We start from the raw sequence: 17783 nt of genomic DNA, 5'->3' as shown, positions 1-17783 counted from the left end.
CTAATTGCGTCAGGCGAGCCAGGCGTCGATCTCCGCGTGGAGGGAGCGCTTGAGGTCGGCGGGCGCGAAGGACGCGTCGACGGAAGCGCGGGCGAGTCCGGCGAGCGCGTGATCGTGGTAGGCGAACGCCTCCCGGGTGCGCAGGAACTCGTCGGTCAGCGTCGTTCCGGTGATCGACGGGACGTCGGTGCTGAGGGTGACCACGAGCCCGGCGTCGACCAGCCGGGCGAGCGGGTGCTCCTCGAACGACGGCACGAGCCCGAGCGTCACGTTCGACGAGGGGCAGACCTCCAGCGCGATTCCGCGTTCCCGCACTTCGGCGACCAGCGCGAGATCCTCCAGGATCCGGATGCCGTGGCCGATCCGTTCGCTGTGCCCGACATCCAACGCCTCGCGGATGCTGGCCGGGCCGGCGTCCTCCCCGGCGTGGTGGATCAGGTGCAGGCCCGCCTCCTCGGCCTCGTCGCAGATCCCGGCGAACGGCGCGAGCGGGTACTTCTCCTCGCCGGCGAGCCCGATCGCGAACACCCCGTCCGGGGCGTACCGGCGGGCGAGATCGAGGGTGAGCCGGGCACGTTCGACCGGACGGCGGCGCGAATGGTCCAGGATCACCCGCCAGTGGAGCCCGTGTTCGGCGGCGCCCGCCGACAGTCCTTTGAGGACGGACTCCAGCGGCATGTCCGGCTCGCCCAGCCGTTCGCCGTGCGAAGCCGCCGTGAAGGTGACCTCGGCGTAGCGGACGCCGTCCGCGACCTGGTCCTCGCAGAATTCGCGGGCCACCCGTTCGAAGTCCTCCGGTCTCCGCAGGCAGGACCGGATCAGCCCGTTGTAGTCACCGAACGCGCGGAATCCGTCGAACACGGGTTGTTCCACGGGGACGGCGATGCCGTTCGCCTCGCCGATGTCACGGAGCGTGTCCGGCCGGATGGTGCTTTCGAGGTGGACGTGCAGATGGGCCTTGGGCAGCAGCGAAAGATCCCGCATGAGCACGAATTTAGTGGTCGTGACCGTCGGCGCGCGCCCCGTTTTCCGGCGGAATGAGTGATTCGGCTCGCCGCGGGGAACCCAGGAGCCATCACCGGTCGTTGAGCAGGACAACCAGACGACCCCGACGAAAGGGACCACCGTGGCTCTACTGCGGAAGTTGACCGCCCTGGCCGGCACCGCCACGGCCGTGCGCGCGTACGTGCGGAAGAACCCCGAGAAGGTCTCCAAGGCCGTGAACAAGGCCGCGACCTTCGTCGACCACAAGACCAAGGGCAAGTACCACAGCCAGATCGACGGCGCGGTGCGCAAGGTCGACGGGATGACCGGGCGGCCGCCGGGTCGTCCCTACCAGCCCTAAGCCTCGGCGAGCGTCTCGAGGATCTGCTCGCCGTACTTCGCGAGCTTGTTCTCGCCGACGCCGCTGACCGTGCCCAGCTCCTGCAGCGTGGCCGGCCGTTTGGTGGCGATCTGGCGCAGGGTCGCGTCGTGGAAGATCACGTACGCGGGCACTCCCTGCTCCTTCGCCGCCGCGGCCCGCCACGACCGCAGCAGTTCGAACACCGGCGCCGCCTCGGCGGGCATGTCGGCGGCCGCGGCCTTCTTCGCGCTCGACCGGGCCGCGGCCTTCGCCGCCCGCTCCGGCTCGCGCCGCAGCTGGACCTTCCTCGTCCCGTTCAGTACCTCCGCGCTGCCCTCGGTCAGCACCAGCGAGCCGTAGTCGCCCTCCACCGCCGCGAGCCCCTGCGCCAGGAGCTGCCGCACGACGGCCCGCCACTCCGGCTCCTTCAGCTCCGTGCCGATCCCGAAGACCTTCAACGAGTCGTGCCGGTGCTGGGTCACCTTCGGGGTCGATTTGCCGAGCAGGATGTCGATGATCTGCCCGGCGCCGAACTTCTGCCGCCGCTCGTTCTGCAGCCGGACGATGGTCGAGAGGAGCTTCTGCGCCGGGATGGTGCCGTCCCAGGTCTCCGGCGGCGCCAGGCAGGTGTCGCAGTTGCCGCAGGGCTCGCTCCGCTGCCCGAAGTAGCTCAGCACCTGCACACGGCGGCATTCGACCGTCTCGCACAGCGCCAGCATCGCGTTGAGGTGCGCGCTCAGCTGCCGTTTGTGCGCGTCGGATCCCTCCGAGGTGTCGATCATCTTGCGCTGCTGGACGACGTCCTGGAGGCCGTACGCCAGCCACGCCGTCGACGGCAGCCCGTCGCGGCCCGCGCGGCCGGTCTCCTGGTAGTAGCCCTCGACGGACTTCGGCAGGTCCAGATGCGCGACGAACCGGACGTCCGGCTTGTCGATGCCCATGCCGAAGGCGATCGTCGCGACGACGATCAGCCCGTCTTCGCGCAGGAACCGCGACTGATGCTTCGCGCGGGTGCGCGCGTCGAGGCCGGCGTGATAGGGCACCGCCGGGATCCCGTTCTCCACCAGGAAGTCCGCGGTCTTCTCGACCGAGTTCCGGGACAGGCAGTAGACGATCCCCGCGTCGCCCTTGTGCTCGGTGCGCAACAGCTCCAGCAACTGCCGCTGCGGCGAGTCCTTGCCGACGATGCGGTACTGGATGTTCGGCCGGTCGAAGCTCGCGACGAAATGCCGCGCGTCCTCCAGGTTGAGCCGGGACGCGATCTCGGCGTGCGTCGCCTTCGTGGCGGTGGCGGTGAGCGCGATCCGCGGCACGTCCGGCCAGCGCTCGTGCACCGCGGACAGCATCAGGTAGTCGGGGCGGAAGTCGTGACCCCACTGGGAGACGCAGTGCGCCTCGTCGATCGCGAACAGCGAGATCTTGCCGCGGTCGAGCAGCCGGACCGTCGATTCGACCGAAAGCCGCTCCGGTGCCAGGTACAGCAGGTCCAGCTCGCCGGAGAGGAACGCGGCCTCGACCCGGTTCCGCTCGGCGTAATCCTGCGTCGAGTTCAGGAACCCCGCGCGCACGCCGAGGTTGCGCAGCGCGTCGACCTGGTCCTGCATCAACGCGATCAGCGGTGAGATCACCACGCCGACACCCGGCCGCACCAGGGCGGGGATCTGGTAGCACAGCGACTTCCCGCCGCCGGTGGGCATGAGGACGAGCGCGTCACCGCCTGCGATGACGTGTTCGACGATGGCGTGCTGGTCGCCGCGGAAGTCGTCGTAGCCGAAGACGCGGTTCAGCGTTTCGAGGGCTTCCGAGGTACCGATGTCGGGGGCTGCCACCCGGACGATTCTAGGGGCGGGGTCCGACAGTCCCCGCGCGCCTAGTCTTCGGCTGCCTTGCGGCGTTCCCGGCGGCCTCGGGCGATCTCGGTGGCGAGCGCGTCGAGCGGTCCGGCCCAGAATCGCCGGTACTGCTCCAGCCAGCCGTCGATCTCCTTGAGCGGGCCCGGATCGACCGAATACAGTCGTCGCGCGCCCTCGGCACGGACCGTGGTGAAGCCGTTCTCGCGCAGGACGCGCAGATGCTGGGAGACCGCGGGCTGCGAGATCCCGAACTCGGCGCGGACCACGGTGGTCACGTCGCCGGAACTCTGTTCCCCGCCCGCCAGCAGTTCCAGGATCCGGCGGCGTACCGGATCCCCGAGGACGTCGAACGCGTGCATCCGGCAACTATCACGGCCTGGGCTTATATAAGTCAAGGTTGTAAGGCCGGGGTCACCTCGCGGTGGCATCGTGGGCCGGAGACGCCGGAAGGGGAATCGATGAAACTGGCCGAAGTGGTGGCCGACGGGTTCGGCCGCGTCCAGGAGGTAGTGCACGCCGCCGTCGAGGGCCTGAGCGCCGATCAGCTGATCGCGAGCCCGGCACCGGGCGCGAACACGATCGCGTGGCTGGTCTGGCACCTGGCCCGGGTGCAGGACGATCACGTCGCCGATCTGATGGGCACCGAGCAGCTCTGGACCGCGCAGGACTGGGTCGGCCGCTTCGGATTGCCCTTCCCGGCGTCGGACATCGGGTACGGGCATCGCCCCGAGGACGTCGAGGCGGTCCGTGCCGGCTCCGCCGACCTGCTGACCGGATACTACGACGCGGTGCACGAGGCGACGGCGGCCTGGGTCGCCGGACTCGGTGAGGCCGACCTCGACCGTATCGTCGACGAGGCGTGGGACCCGCCCGTCAGCCTCGGGGTTCGCCTGGTCAGCGTGCTGTCCGACGATCTCCAGCACGCCGGGCAGGCGGCGTACGTCCGCGGGCTCGTACTCCGCGATACGTAGCCGAGGTGCCGCTCCACGACGGACGACGAGAGCCTCGTCCGCGGAAACACTGGTCGCATGAGTACTTCCACAGTGCGGCGACCGCTCACCCCGCGGTGGCGGAAACTCGTCCTCGTCGTCCATGTCGTTTCGTCACTCGGCTGGCTCGGGATCACCATGGTGAACGCGGTCCTGACCTTCACCTCCGTGTTCACCGACGACGCGCGGCGCCAGCACGCCGCCATCCTGATGATGGAGCAGATCGGCGGCTACCTGCTGCTGCCGGTCAGCCTGACCGCACTGGTCAGCGGGATCGTGCTCGGCGTCGGCACGAAATGGGGACTGATCCGGTACAAGTGGGTCGCGATCAAACTCGTGCTGACCCTGATCGCCGCCGGGCTGACGGTGTTCTCGCTGCTGCCGGGGATCAGGGAGCTGGCGGCCGCGGCCGAGTCCACTATGGACGGTGTGTTCGTGGAAGCGGGCCGCCGCGTGGACGGGTTCTATCCGATCATCGTGTCCACGACGATGTACGTGACCATGACCGTGCTGTCGGTCTACAAGCCGGGCGGCAAGACGCCGTACGGACGCAGGGTGACCGCCACGCGCGTTCGTGACCGGCAGCCGGCTTAGAACTGTTCGAGGGCCTTGTCGATCCGTGCCGCCTCGGCGCGCAGATCGTCCAAGACGGTCTGTGCGGACGTGGTCTCGCCGTTAGCCGTCTCTTCCTCGAGTTCGGCGTCGGCGAGGCGCCGTCGGAGGTCGTTCGTCTTCTCCGTGACCTTCTCGGCCCGGCGTTCGGCGCGGGAAAGATCGATCTCGGCCTGCTTGCAGGCCTTCGCGAGTTCGGCGGCCTCGCGCCGGAGCCGGTTGAACTCCGCCACCCGCTGCTGTTCGCGTTCGGCCTCTTCGCGGGCCTTGTCGATCCGCTCCTGTTCGGCCTTCTCGGCGGCCGCGCGTTTGGCCTTCCGTCGATCGTCCAAATGCGACACGGTGGCAGGCTTTTCGCGCTCCGGCGCGGGTTTCCGCTTCGGTTGCGGAGTGAAACCGCTGGTCAGCCATTGGTCGCCGGTGCTGTCCGCGCCGCTGCTCAGCCGTCCGGCGAGGGCGAGTGCCGCCACCTCGGGATCGGCCACGACGGCTTCGAGGGTGGCTTCGACGTCGCGGCTGACGGACTCGCTCATCGAACGTTCGTCCCGCAGGATCCGGTTCACCAGCTCCTGGCGCCGCTTGGCGAGTTTGCGCAGGTCTTCACCGGCCAGCGCCGAATGCGCCTTGCGGAGCTCGTCGCCCAGCTTGGCCAGCTCCGCCAGTTCGGGGGAGCCGGCACGGCGATTGACGATCGTGGCGGCGAGCGTCGGTTTCCGCAGGGCGCGGATACGCTCGGCCAAGGCCGCGTCACCCGCCGCCTTGGCTTCTTTCGCCCGTTGGTTGCGCACCGCGACGAACTCGGCCGGATCGCCGGCGTAGAGCTCGTCCGCGACCTCGTCGAAGTCCATCGCCCTCCGCAGGTTCAGTGGCCGTACACGTCCGCCGATGATCCCACGAGACTCCGCGGCTTTCACCTTTTCGGAGTTACCCGGAGCCGGTCGGAGCAAGGGTAGATCGGCACTTTGGAGGTGGTGCGACCCGGACGGCGGAACAACGATGAGCGAGGGGGAAGCCAACAGCCGCTGGAGGTACGAATGTCTGTGACCGAACGCGCTCCTGTTTCCCCTCAGACGAATTTCCTGGGCTCAGGCCCCTATCCGGAACACAAAGGGCGCATCGTCCTCTGGTCCGTCCTCATCGGCTTCGCGCTGACGGTGATCTGGTCGGCACCCTTTGTGGACAGTGTGATCGGCGACAGCGTCGCCAACACCCTCCTGGGACACGACGCCAAGGCGACCCCGATCGGCGGGGTGCTGGCCGGAACGTTCTTCGCCTTCGTTTCCGGCCTCGCCGGAACGTTCACCGCGTGCAACATCGCCGCCTTCGGTGCCGTCGCCCCGCTTGTCGGCGGGGGAACCGCCGGACGGCCCAAATTCGCCCGCACCTTGAAGCCGCTGGGCTGGATCGCGGCCGGAATGCTGACGGTTTCCGTGGTGTACGGCGTCATCGTCGCGCTCGTGGGCACCCGGATGCCGCAGTTCTCGACCGCTTCGTCGCCGGGCGGGCTCACGCCGCGGAACATCCAGTCGATGATCGTCTACGGCGTGATCGGGATCGTGTTCATCGTGCTGGGCCTGGCTTCCGTCGGTCTCGTCCGCAACCCGATCGCCGGTCTCACCCGCCGGTTCCCGCCCGCGCCGCTCGTCCTGATGGGCGCGCTCATCGGCGGGTTCCTGATCGGCAGGCCGTTCCCGCTGTTCCGGATGATGTTCCGCAGCGCGGCGGAAAGCCACAACGTCTTCTACGGCGCCGCCGCGTTCGCCCTGCAGTCGGTGGGCAACATCCTGGTGATGGCGCTGTTGTTCCTGGTGCTCACCCACGGCACGGGTGGGCGGCTGCAGCGATGGATGCTCGCGAAGCCCACCAGGATCGCCGTGGTGACCGGTGCCGCGTTGCTGGTCGCCGGCACGTTCACGCTGCTGTACTGGGACCTGCGGGTGCTCGGCCGGACCGGCGTCATCTGGTATCCGACCATCAAGTGGTGAACAGCCGAGCCAGCACCTGCTCGACCGAGTCCTGAAGGCACCTCGCCGCGTCCTCCCGGCCGGCGAGGTGTTTCAGCAGGCCCTGCTGGAACAGACCGTCGAAGAGCGCGTACGTCGTCGATGGTGCGAAATCCGCCGGCTTGCCCAGCAGTTCCGCGTACCGCGACACGACCCGCCAGATCATCAGTTCGAGTGCCTCGTCGATGGCCAGCACCTCGGCCTGGAACAGCTTCTCGAACAGGCTCTGGTTGCGCAGGTCGTACCAGAGCCTGTGCAGCCGGGCGTTTTCACACAGCGTGGCAGCGGTCGCGGCACCGAAGGCCGCCTTCAGTTCTTCGGCCGTCTCCGCGGTCTCGACCATCCGGTCGTACCGGGTGACGCATTCGGCCTTGTACTGCTTGACGCAGTAGGTGATCAGCTCGGCCTTGTTGCGGAAGTAGTAGTGCAGCACCCCGTGGGAGAACTCGGAGTTCTGCGCTATCTCCCGCAGGCTCGTGCGCGCGTAGCCCAGTTCGGACAACGTGACCAGCGCCGACATCGCCAGCTGCGCGCGCCGTTGGTCGAATCTGTCCACCTGGCGGGTCTTGTCACCACTGCGGTCCGCCACGTCGGTCACGATTCCCGGTTCCCGTCGCCTCGGGTGCCCGCCCGTCCACGAGCACGTCGTCGGATTCTAGACCGGGAAAGGGTTTTCTGGCGTCCGACAGAATTACTCGAGCCATTCGGTGATGAAATGGTCGCTTTCGTGGATGTGGACGGCTTCGTAGACTTCCGGGCCGATCACGGCGAACTTGTGCGGGGTCTCCGCCGGCACGACCAGGACGTCGCCCGCCCCGCCTTCGCGCTCGGAGGCGCCGATGGTGAACCTGGCCCGGCCGTGGATGATGACGAAGGTTTCGCGATACGGATGCTGATGCAGCCTCGGTCCGGAACCGTCGACGTCTGTCCGTTCGCGGATGATCGAGACTCCGGAGCCGATGTCGCGGCCTTCGACGTTTTCCACGGTTTCGGTGGTCATTCCGCCACTGTAACCCTGGTCGCGGGCACCGTGGTCCTATTCGCCGCGGTCGACCACGAACGTCGAAAGGCCGACGAGCAGCGCTCGGGCGGGCCGGTCGGGGAGGCTGAGCGCGAGGTCCTTCGCCTTGGCCGCGTACCCGTGTGCTTCGGCGAGGGCACGCACGACGCCGGCGGAGTCGCGCAAGAGCCCCAGCGCCTCCTGGCGGACCGCCGGATCGGGAACCGGCCCGTGCCCGATGATCTCGCGCAGGCGAGCCGCACCGGGCCCCTCGTCGTCGAGCGCGTGGAGCATCGGCAAGGTGACGATGCCTTCGCGGAGATCCGTGCCCGCGGACTTGCCGAGGTCGGTGGTGGACGCCGAGATGTCGAGGACGTCGTCGGAGATCTGGAACGCCACGCCGATCAGTTCGCCGTACTGGCCCAACGTTTCGATGGTCCGCTCGTCCGCGCCCGACACCTGTGCGCCGAGCCTGCCCGCCATCGCGATCAGCGACGCGGACTTGTCGGCCATCACCTGGATGTGGTGCTCGTACGGCGCGTGACGGCCGCAGTCCTCGAACGGCCCTGTCGTCTCCAGGAACTGGCCGCGCACGAGCCTGCCGAACGTCTCCGCCTGCGAACGCAACGCGTAATCACCGAGCCCGGCCCCGACCCGCGCCGCGCAGGCGAGCACATAGTCTCCGAGCAAGACGGCCTTCTTGTTGCCCCACAAGGAGTTCGCGCTGGTGACCCCGTGCCGCATCGGCGCTTCGTCCATGACGTCGTCGTGGTAGAGCGTCGCCACGTGGACGAGCTCGACGAGCACGGCCGCGGAGATCGCCTCGTCCCGGCCGTCGCCGAACGCGGCTCCGGCCAACGCCATCAACGGGCGCAGCCTCTTCCCGCCCGCGCGGACGAGATGAGTGGCGGCTTCGGTGAGTTCCGGATGACCTGGGCTGCGCAACACCTCCTGAAGTCTTTCCTCGACCAGGGCGAGCCCGGTGCGGAGTTCGGCGGCGAACCGCATGTGCCGCCCGAGGGCCGGGTCCAGCCCGAGTTCCGTGACGATCGTGGTCGTGTTCACGCCCTCCAGCATTCGGGCCGGAGGTGCGCGACCGCCTGACGCGCGGGAGGGAGATCGCTCCCTCCCGAGAGGGAAACCGCCCGGTCAGAAGGGCGGCTCCGGATTTCCGGCGGCCACCGGCGTTCGCTCCCACGCGCCGTCCGACGGCGTGCCCGCCGAACTCCGGCCCGCCTTGTTCACCTTCGCCGTGGCATACCGCAGCGACGGGCCGATCTCGTCGACGTCGAGCTCCACCACCGTGCGTTTCTCGCCCTCCTTGGTTTCGAACGATCGCTGTTTCAGCCTGCCCTGCACGATCACCCTGGTTCCCCTGGTGAGCGATTCGGCCAGGTTCTCCGCGGCCTGCTTCCACAGCGCGCAGCGCAGGAACAGCGGGTCTCCGTCGCGCCATTCCCCGCTCGCGCGGTCCAGGACGCGTGGCGTCGACGCGACCGTGAAGTTCGCTACCGCGGCTCCCGACGGGGTGAACTTCAGCTCCGGGTCGGTCGTCAGGTTGCCGATCACCGTGAGCACCGTTTCTCCGGCCATGGGACTTTCCTCCTCTGCTTCCGCGCGCGGCCCCGGACGGGCCCGCTGTCGCCTGGGAACAGGAGACCACCGGGGTACGACAGTTTTCGGCGTCCCGCGGCGAACGGATGTCATGAAAGGGTCGTTCAAGACGGAAAGTGTCCTGAACGGCCCTTTCATGACAGCCTGGCGGCCGAAACGCACTCGCCGAGCCGGACGAGCCCTTCGTCGATGCGGTCGGTACCGACCAGCCCGTAACCGATCACCAGGCCGCCGCGCGTTCCTCCGTACGTGGACAGGCTTTCGACGGCCACCCCGGCCTGAGCCGCTTCGGTGACCGCACTGTCCACAGTGACCGTCGCTTGTGGAGAGACCGGCGCGCACAGATGGAGTCCGGCGCTGGACGGGACGAACTCCAGCACGTCACGTAGCTCGTCGCGTACGAAGGCCAGGATCCGGTCCCGTCGCACCGAATACTCCCGGGTGGCCTTGCGTACGTGGCGGGCGAGCAGTCCCTCGTCGATGAAACTCGCCAACGCCGACTGGGTGACGAGGTCGCCGTGCCAGTCCATGAGCTGCTTCGCCTGCCGCAGCGCCGGTCGCAGCGAGGCGGGTGCGACGAGGAAACCCAATCGCAGCAAGGGAAGCAGTGTCTTCGAGAAGGATCCGACGTAGAGCACCCTGCCGTCGTGGTCCAGGCTTTGGAGCGGTTCGAGCGGCCGATCCGAGAAGCGGTACTCGCTGTCGTAGTCGTCCTCGATGATCACCGCGTCGTTCCGTTCCGCCCACGCCAGCAACGCCGTCCTCCTGGCGAGTGACATCGGCGTGCCGAGCGGGAACTGGTGCGAGGGCGTCGTATAGATCAATCGGGTGCCCTTCGCGAGCGCGGTGACGTCGAGGCCCTCGGCGTCCACCGGCACCTTCACGATCCGGGCTCCGTGGGCGGCGAACAGCCGTTCGGCCGGGGGATAGCCGGGGTCTTCGACGGCGACACGCGTTCCGGGTTCGATCAGGACCCGGCCGATCAGGTCGAGGGCCTGTTGCGCGCCCTGGGTGACAAGGACGTCCTCGACGCCGGCTCGCACGGAGCGGGCGGCGCCGATGTGCCGGGCGATCGCCATCCGCAGCGCTTCGAGCCCGGCGGGGTCGGCGTATCCCGACGGTGGCAGCAGCGACGGCCGGAGCGCCTGGCTGACCAGCCGTCGCCAGGTCCGCAGCGGGAACAGGGCCGGATCCGGAGCGCCGACCCGGAAGTCGAACGCGGGCCGGTCGTCGCCGGGAGGGTCCGGCAGCGACCTCCACCGCGCGACGGGCCGCACCCCGGTGCCCGCAGGCGCGGCGCGCCTCGAACGCGCCACGAAGCCGGGGCTGACGAACGTCCCGCGTCCGACGTGGCTGTCGAGGAAGCCTTCGGCGGTGAGCCGTTCGTAGGCGACCGCGACGGTATTGCGCGAGACGTCGAGCTCGCGGGCCAGTTCCCTGGTCGGGGGCAGACGTTCCCCGGCGCGGAGGCGTCCGTCGAGGATGCCGTCGCGGAGCTGGCGGTAGATCCGCGCGGCCAGGTCGGTATGGCCGTCGAGGCTGATGTGGAACGGCACGTCCCGAGCCTATATTGGCCCAACGCGATTGGCGGATATTGGCGCTGGGATGTGGCCAATCCGGTGCTTAATTTGAGCATGTGAAGCGACTGACCTCCGCCCAGCTGATCAGCTCCGTCGGCGACGGCGCCTACTACGTCAGCTCGGCCCTGTACTTCACGCTGATCGTCGGGCTTTCGCCCGCGCAGGTGGGGCTCGGCCTCACCGTGGGCTGGGCGGTCGGCTCGGTGGCCGGGGTCGTGCTGGGGCAGCTGGCCGACCGTCGCGGGCCGAAGGGCACGGCCGTCCTGCTGGCATTGGGCACGGCCGCGTCGGTCACGGCGTTCCTCTTCGTGGACTCGGTCTTCGCGTTCGTGATCGCGGCCTGCGTCTACGCCTGTTTCCAATGCGGTCTCGGCGCGGCACGGCAGGCGCTGCTCGCCGGCCTGATCGACCCCGCCGGGCGCACGACGTTCCGCGCCCGGCTGCAGGCGATGTCCAACGCGGGGATCGCGATCGGCGCGGCGCTCGGCGGGATCGCGCTGGCGATCGGGACGCGGGAAGCGTTCCTGACGGTGTTCGTCGTCGACGCGCTGGCCTTCGTCGCCGCGGCGCTCGTGCTCCGCAAGGTGCCTTCGGTGGCTCCGGTGCCGATGCGGGCAGGCGAGCCGTCCGTGGCCGTCCTCCGCGACCGCCCGTATGCGCTTCTGGCGCTGCTCAACATGATCATGCTGCTCTACATGCCGTTGTTCAGCCTGGTCCTCCCGCTGTGGATCTCGACCCGGACCGCGGCGCCGAGCTGGCTGGTCTCGGCGATGCTGGTGCTCAACACGGCGAGCGTGGTGGTGTTCCAGGTGCGGGTGGCGCGCGGTGTGACCGGCCTGCGCGGCGCGTCCCGCTACGTCCGCCATGCGGGACTGCTGCTTTTCGTCTCCTGCCTGATCTTTTCGTTCTCCGCCATGGGCGATTCCGCGTGGGCGGCGGCACTGGTGCTGCTCGCGGGGGCCGCGTTGCAGGTAGTGGGGGAGATGGCGCAGGCGGCGGGCTCCTGGGAGATCGGCTTCGGTCTCGCGCCCGACGGCAAACAGGGGCAGTACCAAGGACTTTTCGGTGCGGGGACGGCCATCGCCCGCATGCTCGGCCCGGTACTGCTGACCGGTCTGATCCTGGTCGGCGGAACGGCCGGCTGGATCGTGCTGGGCGGCTTGTTCCTGCTCGCGGGGACGCTCACCGCGCCCGCCGTCCGCTGGGCGGAGCGGACCAGGCCGGATGCCGCCCTCGAAGTCAGTCCTCCAGTGCCCGCCTGAAGTGCTCCGCGAGATCGAGCCCCGCGGCTTCCTCCGGGCCGCACCAGACGAAGGCGTCGTGTTCCTCGGGATCGAGCACGACTTCGCCCGGGACCTCCTCGGCGAGCGCGTACACCGCGGCGTGGATCCGCATCGGCCTGCCCGCGACGTCGTCCCAGCTGTGGGTGCCGCGTTCGCCGGTGACGTGGACGGCCAGCCCGGTCTCCTCGGCGAACTCGCGGACCACGGTCTCGGCCGGTCGCTCGCCGGGCTCGACGGTCCCGCCCGGCAGTTCCCAGCGGCCGCCCAGGAACGACGATGCCTGCCGCCGGATGAACAGGATCTTGCCGTCGCGGATGAGCCTGCCGTATGCCAAGTACTTGTCCGTCACGAGCGAATCTTCCCGCACTCCGAATACCTTCCCGATCGAGGACCGAACCTGTCCTCAATGGCTCGTAACGTGGGCTTTATGGAAAACACCGAGCTCCGCCCCTTCCGCCTCGACGTCCCCCAGGAGCAGCTGGACGAGCTGCACGCGAAGCTCGACGGCACGCGCTGGCCCGCGCCGCTCCCCGGCGACGGCTGGGACACCGGAGTGCCGATGGCCTGGCTGCGCGGACTCGCCGAGTACTGGCGCGACGGCTACGACTGGCGCGCCGCCGAACGCGAGATCAACCGTCATCCGCAGTTCACCACGGTCATCGACGGGCAGCGGATCCACTTCCTGCACGTCCGCTCGCCCGAAGCCGGCGCGACGCCGCTGATCCTCACGCACGGCTGGCCGGGTTCGGTGGTGGAGTTCCTCGACGTCATCGGGCCGCTCACGGACCCGAAGGCGTACGGCGGCGACCCGGCGGACGCGTTCCACCTCGTGATCCCGTCGCTTCCGGGCTTCGGCTTTTCGGGCCCCGTCTCGGATTCCGGGTGGACCATGCCGCGGATCGGCCGGGCATGGGCGGAACTGATGCGCCGGCTCGGCTACGAACGCTACGGCGTGCAGGGTGGCGATCTCGGCGCTTCGGTGTCACCGGAGGTGGCGAGGTCCGCGCCGGACAAGGTGATCGGCGTGCACGTCAACGGCGGGCTGACACCGATGCCCCCGATGTCGTTGTCGGACGAGGAACTCGCTTCGCTGACTGACATCGAACGCGATCGCATCGACCGGATCAGGGCATTCATGCGGGAGGAGTTCGGGTACATCGCGATCCAGTCGACGCGGCCGCAGACCCTCGGCTACGGGCTCGTCGACTCCCCGGTCGCGCAGCTGGCCTGGATCATGGACAAATTCCGCGAGTGGACGCATCCGCGCCCCACGCTGCCGGAGGAGATCATCGGCAGGGACCGGCTGCTGACCAACGTCATGTTCACCTGGCTGACCGGAACGGCGGCTTCGTCCGCGTACGTCGGCTACGCGCAGGCAGAAACCTGGGGAGCCGTCGAGAAGAACTCCGGCGTGCCGACGGCGGCGCTGATCTTCGCGCACGACGTCGGGATCCGGCGGTACTCCGAGCACGCCCACACGATCGTGCGGTGGACCGACGTCGATCGCGGCGGGCATTTCGCGGCGCTGGAGGAGCCCGAGATCCTGGTCTCGGACGTGCGGGAGTTCTTCCGGTCCCTCAAATGACGAGGACGGCCGTCTCGCCGAGAAACCGGCCGTAATCGTCCACTTCGGACTCCAGGCCGGTGATGGCGGATCGCGAAAGCACGGCGAAGGGCTCCACGACGACCTTCGTCTGCTTCGCGGTCCGCTTGGTGCGCCAGGTTCCGGCGATCCGGCCGTCGACCAGTACGGTCGGCGCGATCATCCCGCCACCGGAGTTGACGCGTTTCGACTCGGCCGGGTCGAGGAGCAGAGCGCGGTCGCGGTAGCCCAGCAGGTACGTGTCGAAGGCGCCGAGCAGACGCGGAGGGCATGGGGGAGCGGACAACTCGGTCCGCACAAGGGCGAAGCCGTCACCGGCGGACACGAGTTCAAGCGCGGTGAAAGCCTTGCGGCAGAGGCCGAGTGGGAGCCCGGACCAAGCGACGAAGTCTTCGACGGTCGCGATGCCGTACGCGGTCAGGTACCGGTGGGCGAGTTCCGTATGCGGTTCCGCCGGATCGTGGCCTTCGGTGGCCCATTCGTCGAGGAGCACGTACGTCGGCTCCGTTCCGGAGTCGTGCCCTCGGCACAGCAGCCCGCGATTGGCCGCGTACGCCAGAAGATGGGCCGGGGCCTGGGACTTCGCGTCGAGCACGATGCCGTCGGCGGCCAAGCCGTCGAGGATCTCTTGCCGGGTCAGTGCCTTGCCGGGCAAGAGATCCTGGAGCTTCCCGAGCGCGCGTTCGCAGAGTTCGCCGGTGAGACCCAGCTGACGGCGGCGGCCCTGCCCCGCCTGGACGTTCCGCGGACCGAACAGCCGGTTCAGCCAGCGGAGATCCACCGTCGGCACCAAGTGGAGCGTCTTGCGCATCAGCCAGGTGCGCGTCACCTCACGGGATGTGTCGATGTCCTGCGAGGTCAGGCCCCGGCTACGGGCCCGGAACGCGAGCCGCGCGGCGGGCGTCGACTGCGCCTGGACGGCGGTGACGGTTCCGGCGACGGTGAGCACGTCCGTCGCCGGAACGGTCAGCAGTTGCGCGCGGGCACGGACGGCGCGGATGTCGTTGTCGGACGGCGTCACCCGTTGACGATCTCATGGGCGTTCACCGGTTCGGTGTGCACGACCGCTTCCGCGAGCCGCGGGAGGACCTCGCGCAGCCTCGCCTCGACACGATGGGCGAGGCGGTGCGCCTCGGTGACGGTCAGCCCGGCCTCGACCGACACCGCGAGTTCCGCGCGCAGGCTGTGCCCGATCCAGCGCATCCGCAGGTCCCGCGTGCCGAGCACGCCGGGGACCTCGGCGGCCGCGCGTTCGGCGCGATCGACGTCGGCCGGGTCGACGGCGTCCATCAGGCGGCGGAAGACCTCCTTGGCCGCGTCGCGCAGGACGAACAGGATCGCGACGGTGATGGCGAGACCGACGATCGGGTCGGCCATCGGGAAGCCGAACGCGACACCGGCGGCGCCGAGCACGACCGCGAGCGACGTGAACCCGTCGGTGCGGGCGTGCAGGCCGTCCGCGACCAGTGCGGCCGACCCGATCTCGCGGCCGACGGTGATCCGGTACCTGGCCACGAGTTCGTTGCCCGCGAAGCCGATGACACCCGCCGCCGCGACCACCCACAGATGCTGGACCGGCAGTGGATCGAGCAGCCGCTGGACGGATTCGTACCCGGCGAGGAAGGCCGAGGCGGCGATGAGCAGGACGACGAGCACGCCGGCCAGGTCTTCGGCGCGGCCGAGCCCATAGGTGTAGCGGCGGGTGGCGGCGCGGCGGCCGAGCAGGAAGGCGATGCCGAGCGGGAGCGCGGTGAGCGCGTCGGCGAAGTTGTGGATCGTGTCGCCGAGCAGGGCGACGGAGCCGGTGATCAGCACGAGCACGAGCTGGGCGACGGCGGTGACGAACAGGGCGGCGAACGACCAGATGAGCGTTCTGACGCCGCGTTTGCTGGTCTCCAACGCGCTGTCGACGCGGTCGGCGCTGTCGTGGCTGTGCGGAGTCAGGAGGTGCCGGAGACGGCTCTTCGCCGTCTGGTGGCCATGACTGTGTCCATGCCCTGGCATCTTCCACCTCACTGTCATGCTACCTGCGCAGTCATGCAGGTACGCAGGCAGAAGGATAGCGGCTATCCTCCTGGCATGCACGAGTCGGTTCCGGATTTCGAGATGCCCACCGAGGAGCAGGTCCACCTGGCCGCGGAGACGTTCCGGCTGCTCGCGGATCCGACGAGGGTCAAGGTCCTCTGGGCGCTTCTGCAGGGCGAGTCCTCGGTCGCCTGTCTCGCGGAACTGGCCGGCGCGGCGCCGACGGCGGTCAGCCAGCATCTCGCGAAACTGCGGCTCGCGGGCCTGGTGAAGGGGCGCCGTGAGGGGACGTTCGTCTACTACTCGGCGGCCAACGATCACGTCCGCGGTCTGCTCGCGCAGGCGCTGTTCCACGCCGACCACATCGATCGCGACATCCCGGCACTGCATTCGGCGGCGAAACCCCACCGTCCGGCGGCGCACTGAATCCGGCTACGGTGGAGCCGTGACCCAGTCCTCGTGCCCGGCGGCCCTGCGGTGGCTGCTGTTGTGCGTCGTGGCGCTGGGGCTCGTCGGCATGCACCACGTCGTCGCCGAGTCCGGCCACGGCACGGGGCATTCCGCCGTCGCGATGGCGGATCCGTGTTGCGCGGACACGCCTTCGCACGACGACGGTGGACACAGTGGACTGCATCTGTGTCTCGCGGTGCTCGCCGCGGGAGTGCTGCTGATCGTCACCTGGCTGCTCGTCCGCAATGGACGGACGGTGACGACGTGGAAGTCGCGGCGGGCGGGCGGTTCGGCCTCGGGCCGTGATCCGCCGCGCTGGAGACCGGTACCGGAGAAGTTGTCCTTCCTTTGCGTGTTGCGGGTGTGACAGGCGGGTTCGTCCCGCCCTGCCCGAAACCGACTCGAGGAAGAACCATGACCAGCAGGAAACTGGTCGGGGCGGCGCTCGCCGCTCTGGCCTCCTTCACCGTGCTCACCGGATGCGCCAGTTCCGACACCGCTTCCACCGGGCACGACATGTCCACGGTGAAGGCGCCGGACCCCCAGCAGGCCGGACACAACCAGGCCGATGTCACGTTCGCGCAGGGGATGATCCCGCATCACGAACAGGCGCTCGCGATGGCGAAACTCGTCGACGGCCGCACACGCAACGCGAAGGTCGTCGACCTCGCCGCCCGGATCCAGAAGGCACAGGATCCGGAGATCCAGCAGCTGAACGGATTGTTGAAGGGCTGGGGAGTGGCGCCGTCGGGTGAGCACTCCGGGCACGGCTCCGCGGCCGGCATGATGACCGAGGACGATCTCGCGAAACTCGGCAAGGCCAAGGACGCCGCCTTCGACAAGCAGTGGCTGGAGATGATGGTCAAACATCACGAAGGCGCGCTCGAAATGGCGAAGACCGCGCTGCAGCAGGGCAGTAACGCCGAAGTGAAGGCCTTGGCGCAGAAGGTGATCGACGGTCAGCAGGCCGAGATCACCGAGATGCGCGCGCTGCTCGGCTGAGTGGGACGGTGGCACGGGCCGGATCGATCGGCCCGTGCCACCGCCTCCCGGAAGTGCGCGCACTGGGTGAAGTCGTCGTGCTCGCACCCGAGAGCGCAGTCGACGATCGCGAGCGAGGCCTGTGCGGCCGCGATACGCCGCTCGAGTTCTCGCTTGTGCTCCTTGAGGATCGCTTCGCGCTCGCAGGGTTTCTGGAACATCTCACGGATGCCTTCAAGGCTCAGTCCCGCCTCCTTCGCGCGCAGGATGATCGCGATCCGGTAGACGTCGTTGTCGTCGTACCGCCGCCGATCGCCCGCACGCGCGGGCTTGAGGAGGCCTACGGATTCCCAATGCCGCAGGACGTGCGTCGCCAGGCCGAAGCGCTCCGCGACCTCACCGACGCTCAAGGTGCTTGACTTCATGTCGCCATTAAGTCGGACGA

22 protein-coding genes are annotated in these 17783 nt (G+C 68.9%); 9 read left to right on the top strand and 13 right to left on the bottom strand.

What is annotated here, in order from left to right:
• Nucleotides 1-9: 9 nt before the first annotated feature.
• A complete protein-coding gene (gene add / locus ACSMFO_RS26675) occupies nucleotides 10-984 on the bottom strand; it encodes an adenosine deaminase (RefSeq protein ID WP_436460921.1) in 975 nt (324 codons plus the stop codon).
• Nucleotides 985-1126: 142 nt separating this feature from the next.
• Here add and ACSMFO_RS26670 point away from each other — a divergent pair, with 142 nt between their 5' ends.
• A complete protein-coding gene (locus ACSMFO_RS26670; protein WP_400938862.1) occupies nucleotides 1127-1345 on the top strand; it encodes an antitoxin in 219 nt (72 codons plus the stop codon).
• Here ACSMFO_RS26670 and recQ read toward each other — a convergent pair.
• Both recQ and ACSMFO_RS26660 read right to left on the bottom strand, forming a co-directional pair.
• Nucleotides 1342-3174 carry a DNA helicase RecQ gene (recQ, locus tag ACSMFO_RS26665; protein WP_436460920.1) on the bottom strand — a complete coding sequence of 611 codons (1833 nt, stop codon included), beginning with the start codon at nucleotides 3172-3174 and terminating at the stop codon, nucleotides 1342-1344. The genes ACSMFO_RS26670 and recQ overlap by 4 nt on opposite strands.
• Before the next feature lie 41 nt (nucleotides 3175-3215).
• A complete protein-coding gene (locus ACSMFO_RS26660; protein ID WP_037344963.1) occupies nucleotides 3216-3557 on the bottom strand; it encodes an ArsR/SmtB family transcription factor in 342 nt (113 codons plus the stop codon).
• A gap of 99 nt (nucleotides 3558-3656) precedes the next feature.
• On the opposite strand from ACSMFO_RS26660, the gene ACSMFO_RS26655 reads away from it, so the two are divergent.
• Together ACSMFO_RS26655 and ACSMFO_RS26650 are read left to right on the top strand one after the other, a co-directional pair.
• Entirely contained in the window at nucleotides 3657-4169 is a 513-nt protein-coding gene (locus tag ACSMFO_RS26655) for a mycothiol transferase (protein ID WP_436460919.1), read from the top strand.
• 57 nt (nucleotides 4170-4226) lie between these two features.
• Nucleotides 4227-4781: a hypothetical protein gene (locus ACSMFO_RS26650; RefSeq protein ID WP_436460918.1), complete on the top strand. Its 555-nt coding sequence runs from the start codon at nucleotides 4227-4229 to the stop codon at nucleotides 4779-4781.
• Here the strand turns inward: ACSMFO_RS26650 and ACSMFO_RS26645 are convergent.
• Nucleotides 4778-5647 (bottom strand): hypothetical protein, encoded by an 870-nt coding sequence (locus tag ACSMFO_RS26645; protein WP_436460917.1) that lies wholly within the window; start codon nucleotides 5645-5647, stop codon nucleotides 4778-4780. The two genes, ACSMFO_RS26650 and ACSMFO_RS26645, sit on opposite strands and share 4 nt — an antisense overlap.
• 186 nt (nucleotides 5648-5833) lie before the next feature.
• Between ACSMFO_RS26645 and ACSMFO_RS26640 the strand changes: the two genes are divergently transcribed.
• Nucleotides 5834-6784 carry a hypothetical protein gene (locus ACSMFO_RS26640; protein ID WP_436460916.1) on the top strand — a complete coding sequence of 317 codons (951 nt, stop codon included), beginning with the start codon at nucleotides 5834-5836 and terminating at the stop codon, nucleotides 6782-6784.
• Here ACSMFO_RS26640 and ACSMFO_RS26635 read toward each other — a convergent pair.
• The 5 genes from ACSMFO_RS26635 to ACSMFO_RS26615 form a co-directional block, all read right to left on the bottom strand.
• The gene (locus tag ACSMFO_RS26635; protein WP_073848545.1) at nucleotides 6774-7400 is read right to left on the bottom strand and encodes a TetR/AcrR family transcriptional regulator; all 627 of its coding nucleotides are present in this window, start codon (nucleotides 7398-7400) and stop codon (nucleotides 6774-6776) included. The genes ACSMFO_RS26640 and ACSMFO_RS26635 overlap by 11 nt on opposite strands.
• A gap of 93 nt (nucleotides 7401-7493) precedes the next feature.
• Complete coding sequence (locus tag ACSMFO_RS26630) at nucleotides 7494-7802, bottom strand: cupin domain-containing protein (protein ID WP_436460915.1); 309 nt, start codon at nucleotides 7800-7802, stop codon at nucleotides 7494-7496.
• Between the two features lie 36 nt (nucleotides 7803-7838).
• Nucleotides 7839-8867, bottom strand: coding sequence for a polyprenyl synthetase family protein (locus tag ACSMFO_RS26625; protein ID WP_436460914.1), 1029 nt, complete (start codon nucleotides 8865-8867; stop codon nucleotides 7839-7841).
• Nucleotides 8868-8951: 84 nt separating this feature from the next.
• On the bottom strand, nucleotides 8952-9395 hold the full coding sequence (locus ACSMFO_RS26620) for a single-stranded DNA-binding protein (protein ID WP_016335879.1): 444 nt from the start codon (nucleotides 9393-9395) through the stop codon (nucleotides 8952-8954).
• Nucleotides 9396-9550: 155 nt separating this feature from the next.
• On the bottom strand, nucleotides 9551-10972 hold the full coding sequence (locus ACSMFO_RS26615; RefSeq protein WP_436460913.1) for a PLP-dependent aminotransferase family protein: 1422 nt from the start codon (nucleotides 10970-10972) through the stop codon (nucleotides 9551-9553).
• Between the two features lie 80 nt (nucleotides 10973-11052).
• Between ACSMFO_RS26615 and ACSMFO_RS26610 the strand changes: the two genes are divergently transcribed.
• Nucleotides 11053-12258, top strand: a complete 1206-nt coding sequence (locus tag ACSMFO_RS26610) for an MFS transporter (protein WP_436460912.1) — start codon at nucleotides 11053-11055, stop codon at nucleotides 12256-12258.
• Here the strand turns inward: ACSMFO_RS26610 and ACSMFO_RS26605 are convergent.
• Nucleotides 12236-12646, bottom strand: a complete 411-nt coding sequence (locus tag ACSMFO_RS26605) for an NUDIX hydrolase (RefSeq protein ID WP_436460911.1) — start codon at nucleotides 12644-12646, stop codon at nucleotides 12236-12238. The genes ACSMFO_RS26610 and ACSMFO_RS26605 overlap by 23 nt on opposite strands.
• A 60-nt stretch (nucleotides 12647-12706) precedes the next feature.
• Between ACSMFO_RS26605 and ACSMFO_RS26600 the strand changes: the two genes are divergently transcribed.
• Nucleotides 12707-13864, top strand: coding sequence for an epoxide hydrolase family protein (locus ACSMFO_RS26600; protein WP_436460910.1), 1158 nt, complete (start codon nucleotides 12707-12709; stop codon nucleotides 13862-13864).
• Here the strand turns inward: ACSMFO_RS26600 and ACSMFO_RS26595 are convergent.
• The gene (locus tag ACSMFO_RS26595; protein WP_436460909.1) at nucleotides 13857-14903 is read right to left on the bottom strand and encodes a winged helix DNA-binding domain-containing protein; all 1047 of its coding nucleotides are present in this window, start codon (nucleotides 14901-14903) and stop codon (nucleotides 13857-13859) included. The two genes, ACSMFO_RS26600 and ACSMFO_RS26595, sit on opposite strands and share 8 nt — an antisense overlap.
• A complete protein-coding gene (locus ACSMFO_RS26590; protein ID WP_436460908.1) occupies nucleotides 14900-15886 on the bottom strand; it encodes a cation diffusion facilitator family transporter in 987 nt (328 codons plus the stop codon). Before ACSMFO_RS26590 ends, ACSMFO_RS26595 begins: the two co-directional genes overlap by 4 nt.
• Before the next feature lie 75 nt (nucleotides 15887-15961).
• On the opposite strand from ACSMFO_RS26590, the gene ACSMFO_RS26585 reads away from it, so the two are divergent.
• Genes ACSMFO_RS26585 through ACSMFO_RS26575 form a run of 3 tightly spaced genes read left to right on the top strand, consistent with a single transcriptional unit; the run spans nucleotide 15962 to nucleotide 17359 of the window.
• Nucleotides 15962-16333: an ArsR/SmtB family transcription factor gene (locus ACSMFO_RS26585; protein WP_037344985.1), complete on the top strand. Its 372-nt coding sequence runs from the start codon at nucleotides 15962-15964 to the stop codon at nucleotides 16331-16333.
• Between the two features lie 19 nt (nucleotides 16334-16352).
• Nucleotides 16353-16724 carry a DUF6153 family protein gene (locus ACSMFO_RS26580; RefSeq protein WP_360121432.1) on the top strand — a complete coding sequence of 124 codons (372 nt, stop codon included), beginning with the start codon at nucleotides 16353-16355 and terminating at the stop codon, nucleotides 16722-16724.
• Nucleotides 16725-16771: 47 nt separating this feature from the next.
• Nucleotides 16772-17359 (top strand): DUF305 domain-containing protein, encoded by a 588-nt coding sequence (locus tag ACSMFO_RS26575; protein ID WP_436460907.1) that lies wholly within the window; start codon nucleotides 16772-16774, stop codon nucleotides 17357-17359.
• Here ACSMFO_RS26575 and ACSMFO_RS26570 read toward each other — a convergent pair.
• Complete coding sequence (locus ACSMFO_RS26570; RefSeq protein ID WP_436460906.1) at nucleotides 17317-17763, bottom strand: MerR family transcriptional regulator; 447 nt, start codon at nucleotides 17761-17763, stop codon at nucleotides 17317-17319. The two genes, ACSMFO_RS26575 and ACSMFO_RS26570, sit on opposite strands and share 43 nt — an antisense overlap.
• Nucleotides 17764-17783: the final 20 nt, after the last annotated feature.

The sequence above is a fragment of the Amycolatopsis sp. w19 genome (genome assembly GCF_051373225.1).
Classification (GTDB): Bacteria; Actinomycetota; Actinomycetes; order Mycobacteriales; family Pseudonocardiaceae; genus Amycolatopsis; species Amycolatopsis japonica.
This window is presented reverse-complemented; position numbering and strand designations above follow the sequence as displayed.

Excerpts from the sequence above, each read along its gene's own strand:
- add (WP_436460921.1), bottom strand. The coding sequence starts at position 984 with ATGCGGGATCTTTCGCTGCTGCCCAAGGCCCATCTGCACGTCCACCTC.
- ACSMFO_RS26660 (WP_037344963.1), bottom strand. The coding sequence starts at position 3,557 with ATGCACGCGTTCGACGTCCTCGGGGATCCGGTACGCCGCCGGATCCTG.
- ACSMFO_RS26655 (WP_436460919.1), top strand. The coding sequence starts at position 3,657 with ATGAAACTGGCCGAAGTGGTGGCCGACGGGTTCGGCCGCGTCCAGGAG.
- ACSMFO_RS26650 (WP_436460918.1), top strand. The coding sequence starts at position 4,227 with ATGAGTACTTCCACAGTGCGGCGACCGCTCACCCCGCGGTGGCGGAAA.
- ACSMFO_RS26645 (WP_436460917.1), bottom strand. The coding sequence starts at position 5,647 with ATGGACTTCGACGAGGTCGCGGACGAGCTCTACGCCGGCGATCCGGCC.
- ACSMFO_RS26640 (WP_436460916.1), top strand. The coding sequence starts at position 5,834 with ATGTCTGTGACCGAACGCGCTCCTGTTTCCCCTCAGACGAATTTCCTG.
- ACSMFO_RS26630 (WP_436460915.1), bottom strand. The coding sequence starts at position 7,802 with ATGACCACCGAAACCGTGGAAAACGTCGAAGGCCGCGACATCGGCTCC.
- ACSMFO_RS26620 (WP_016335879.1), bottom strand. The coding sequence starts at position 9,395 with ATGGCCGGAGAAACGGTGCTCACGGTGATCGGCAACCTGACGACCGAC.
- ACSMFO_RS26600 (WP_436460910.1), top strand. The coding sequence starts at position 12,707 with ATGGAAAACACCGAGCTCCGCCCCTTCCGCCTCGACGTCCCCCAGGAG.
- ACSMFO_RS26590 (WP_436460908.1), bottom strand. The coding sequence starts at position 15,886 with ATGCCAGGGCATGGACACAGTCATGGCCACCAGACGGCGAAGAGCCGT.
- ACSMFO_RS26585 (WP_037344985.1), top strand. The coding sequence starts at position 15,962 with ATGCACGAGTCGGTTCCGGATTTCGAGATGCCCACCGAGGAGCAGGTC.
- ACSMFO_RS26575 (WP_436460907.1), top strand. The coding sequence starts at position 16,772 with ATGACCAGCAGGAAACTGGTCGGGGCGGCGCTCGCCGCTCTGGCCTCC.
- ACSMFO_RS26570 (WP_436460906.1), bottom strand. The coding sequence starts at position 17,763 with ATGAAGTCAAGCACCTTGAGCGTCGGTGAGGTCGCGGAGCGCTTCGGC.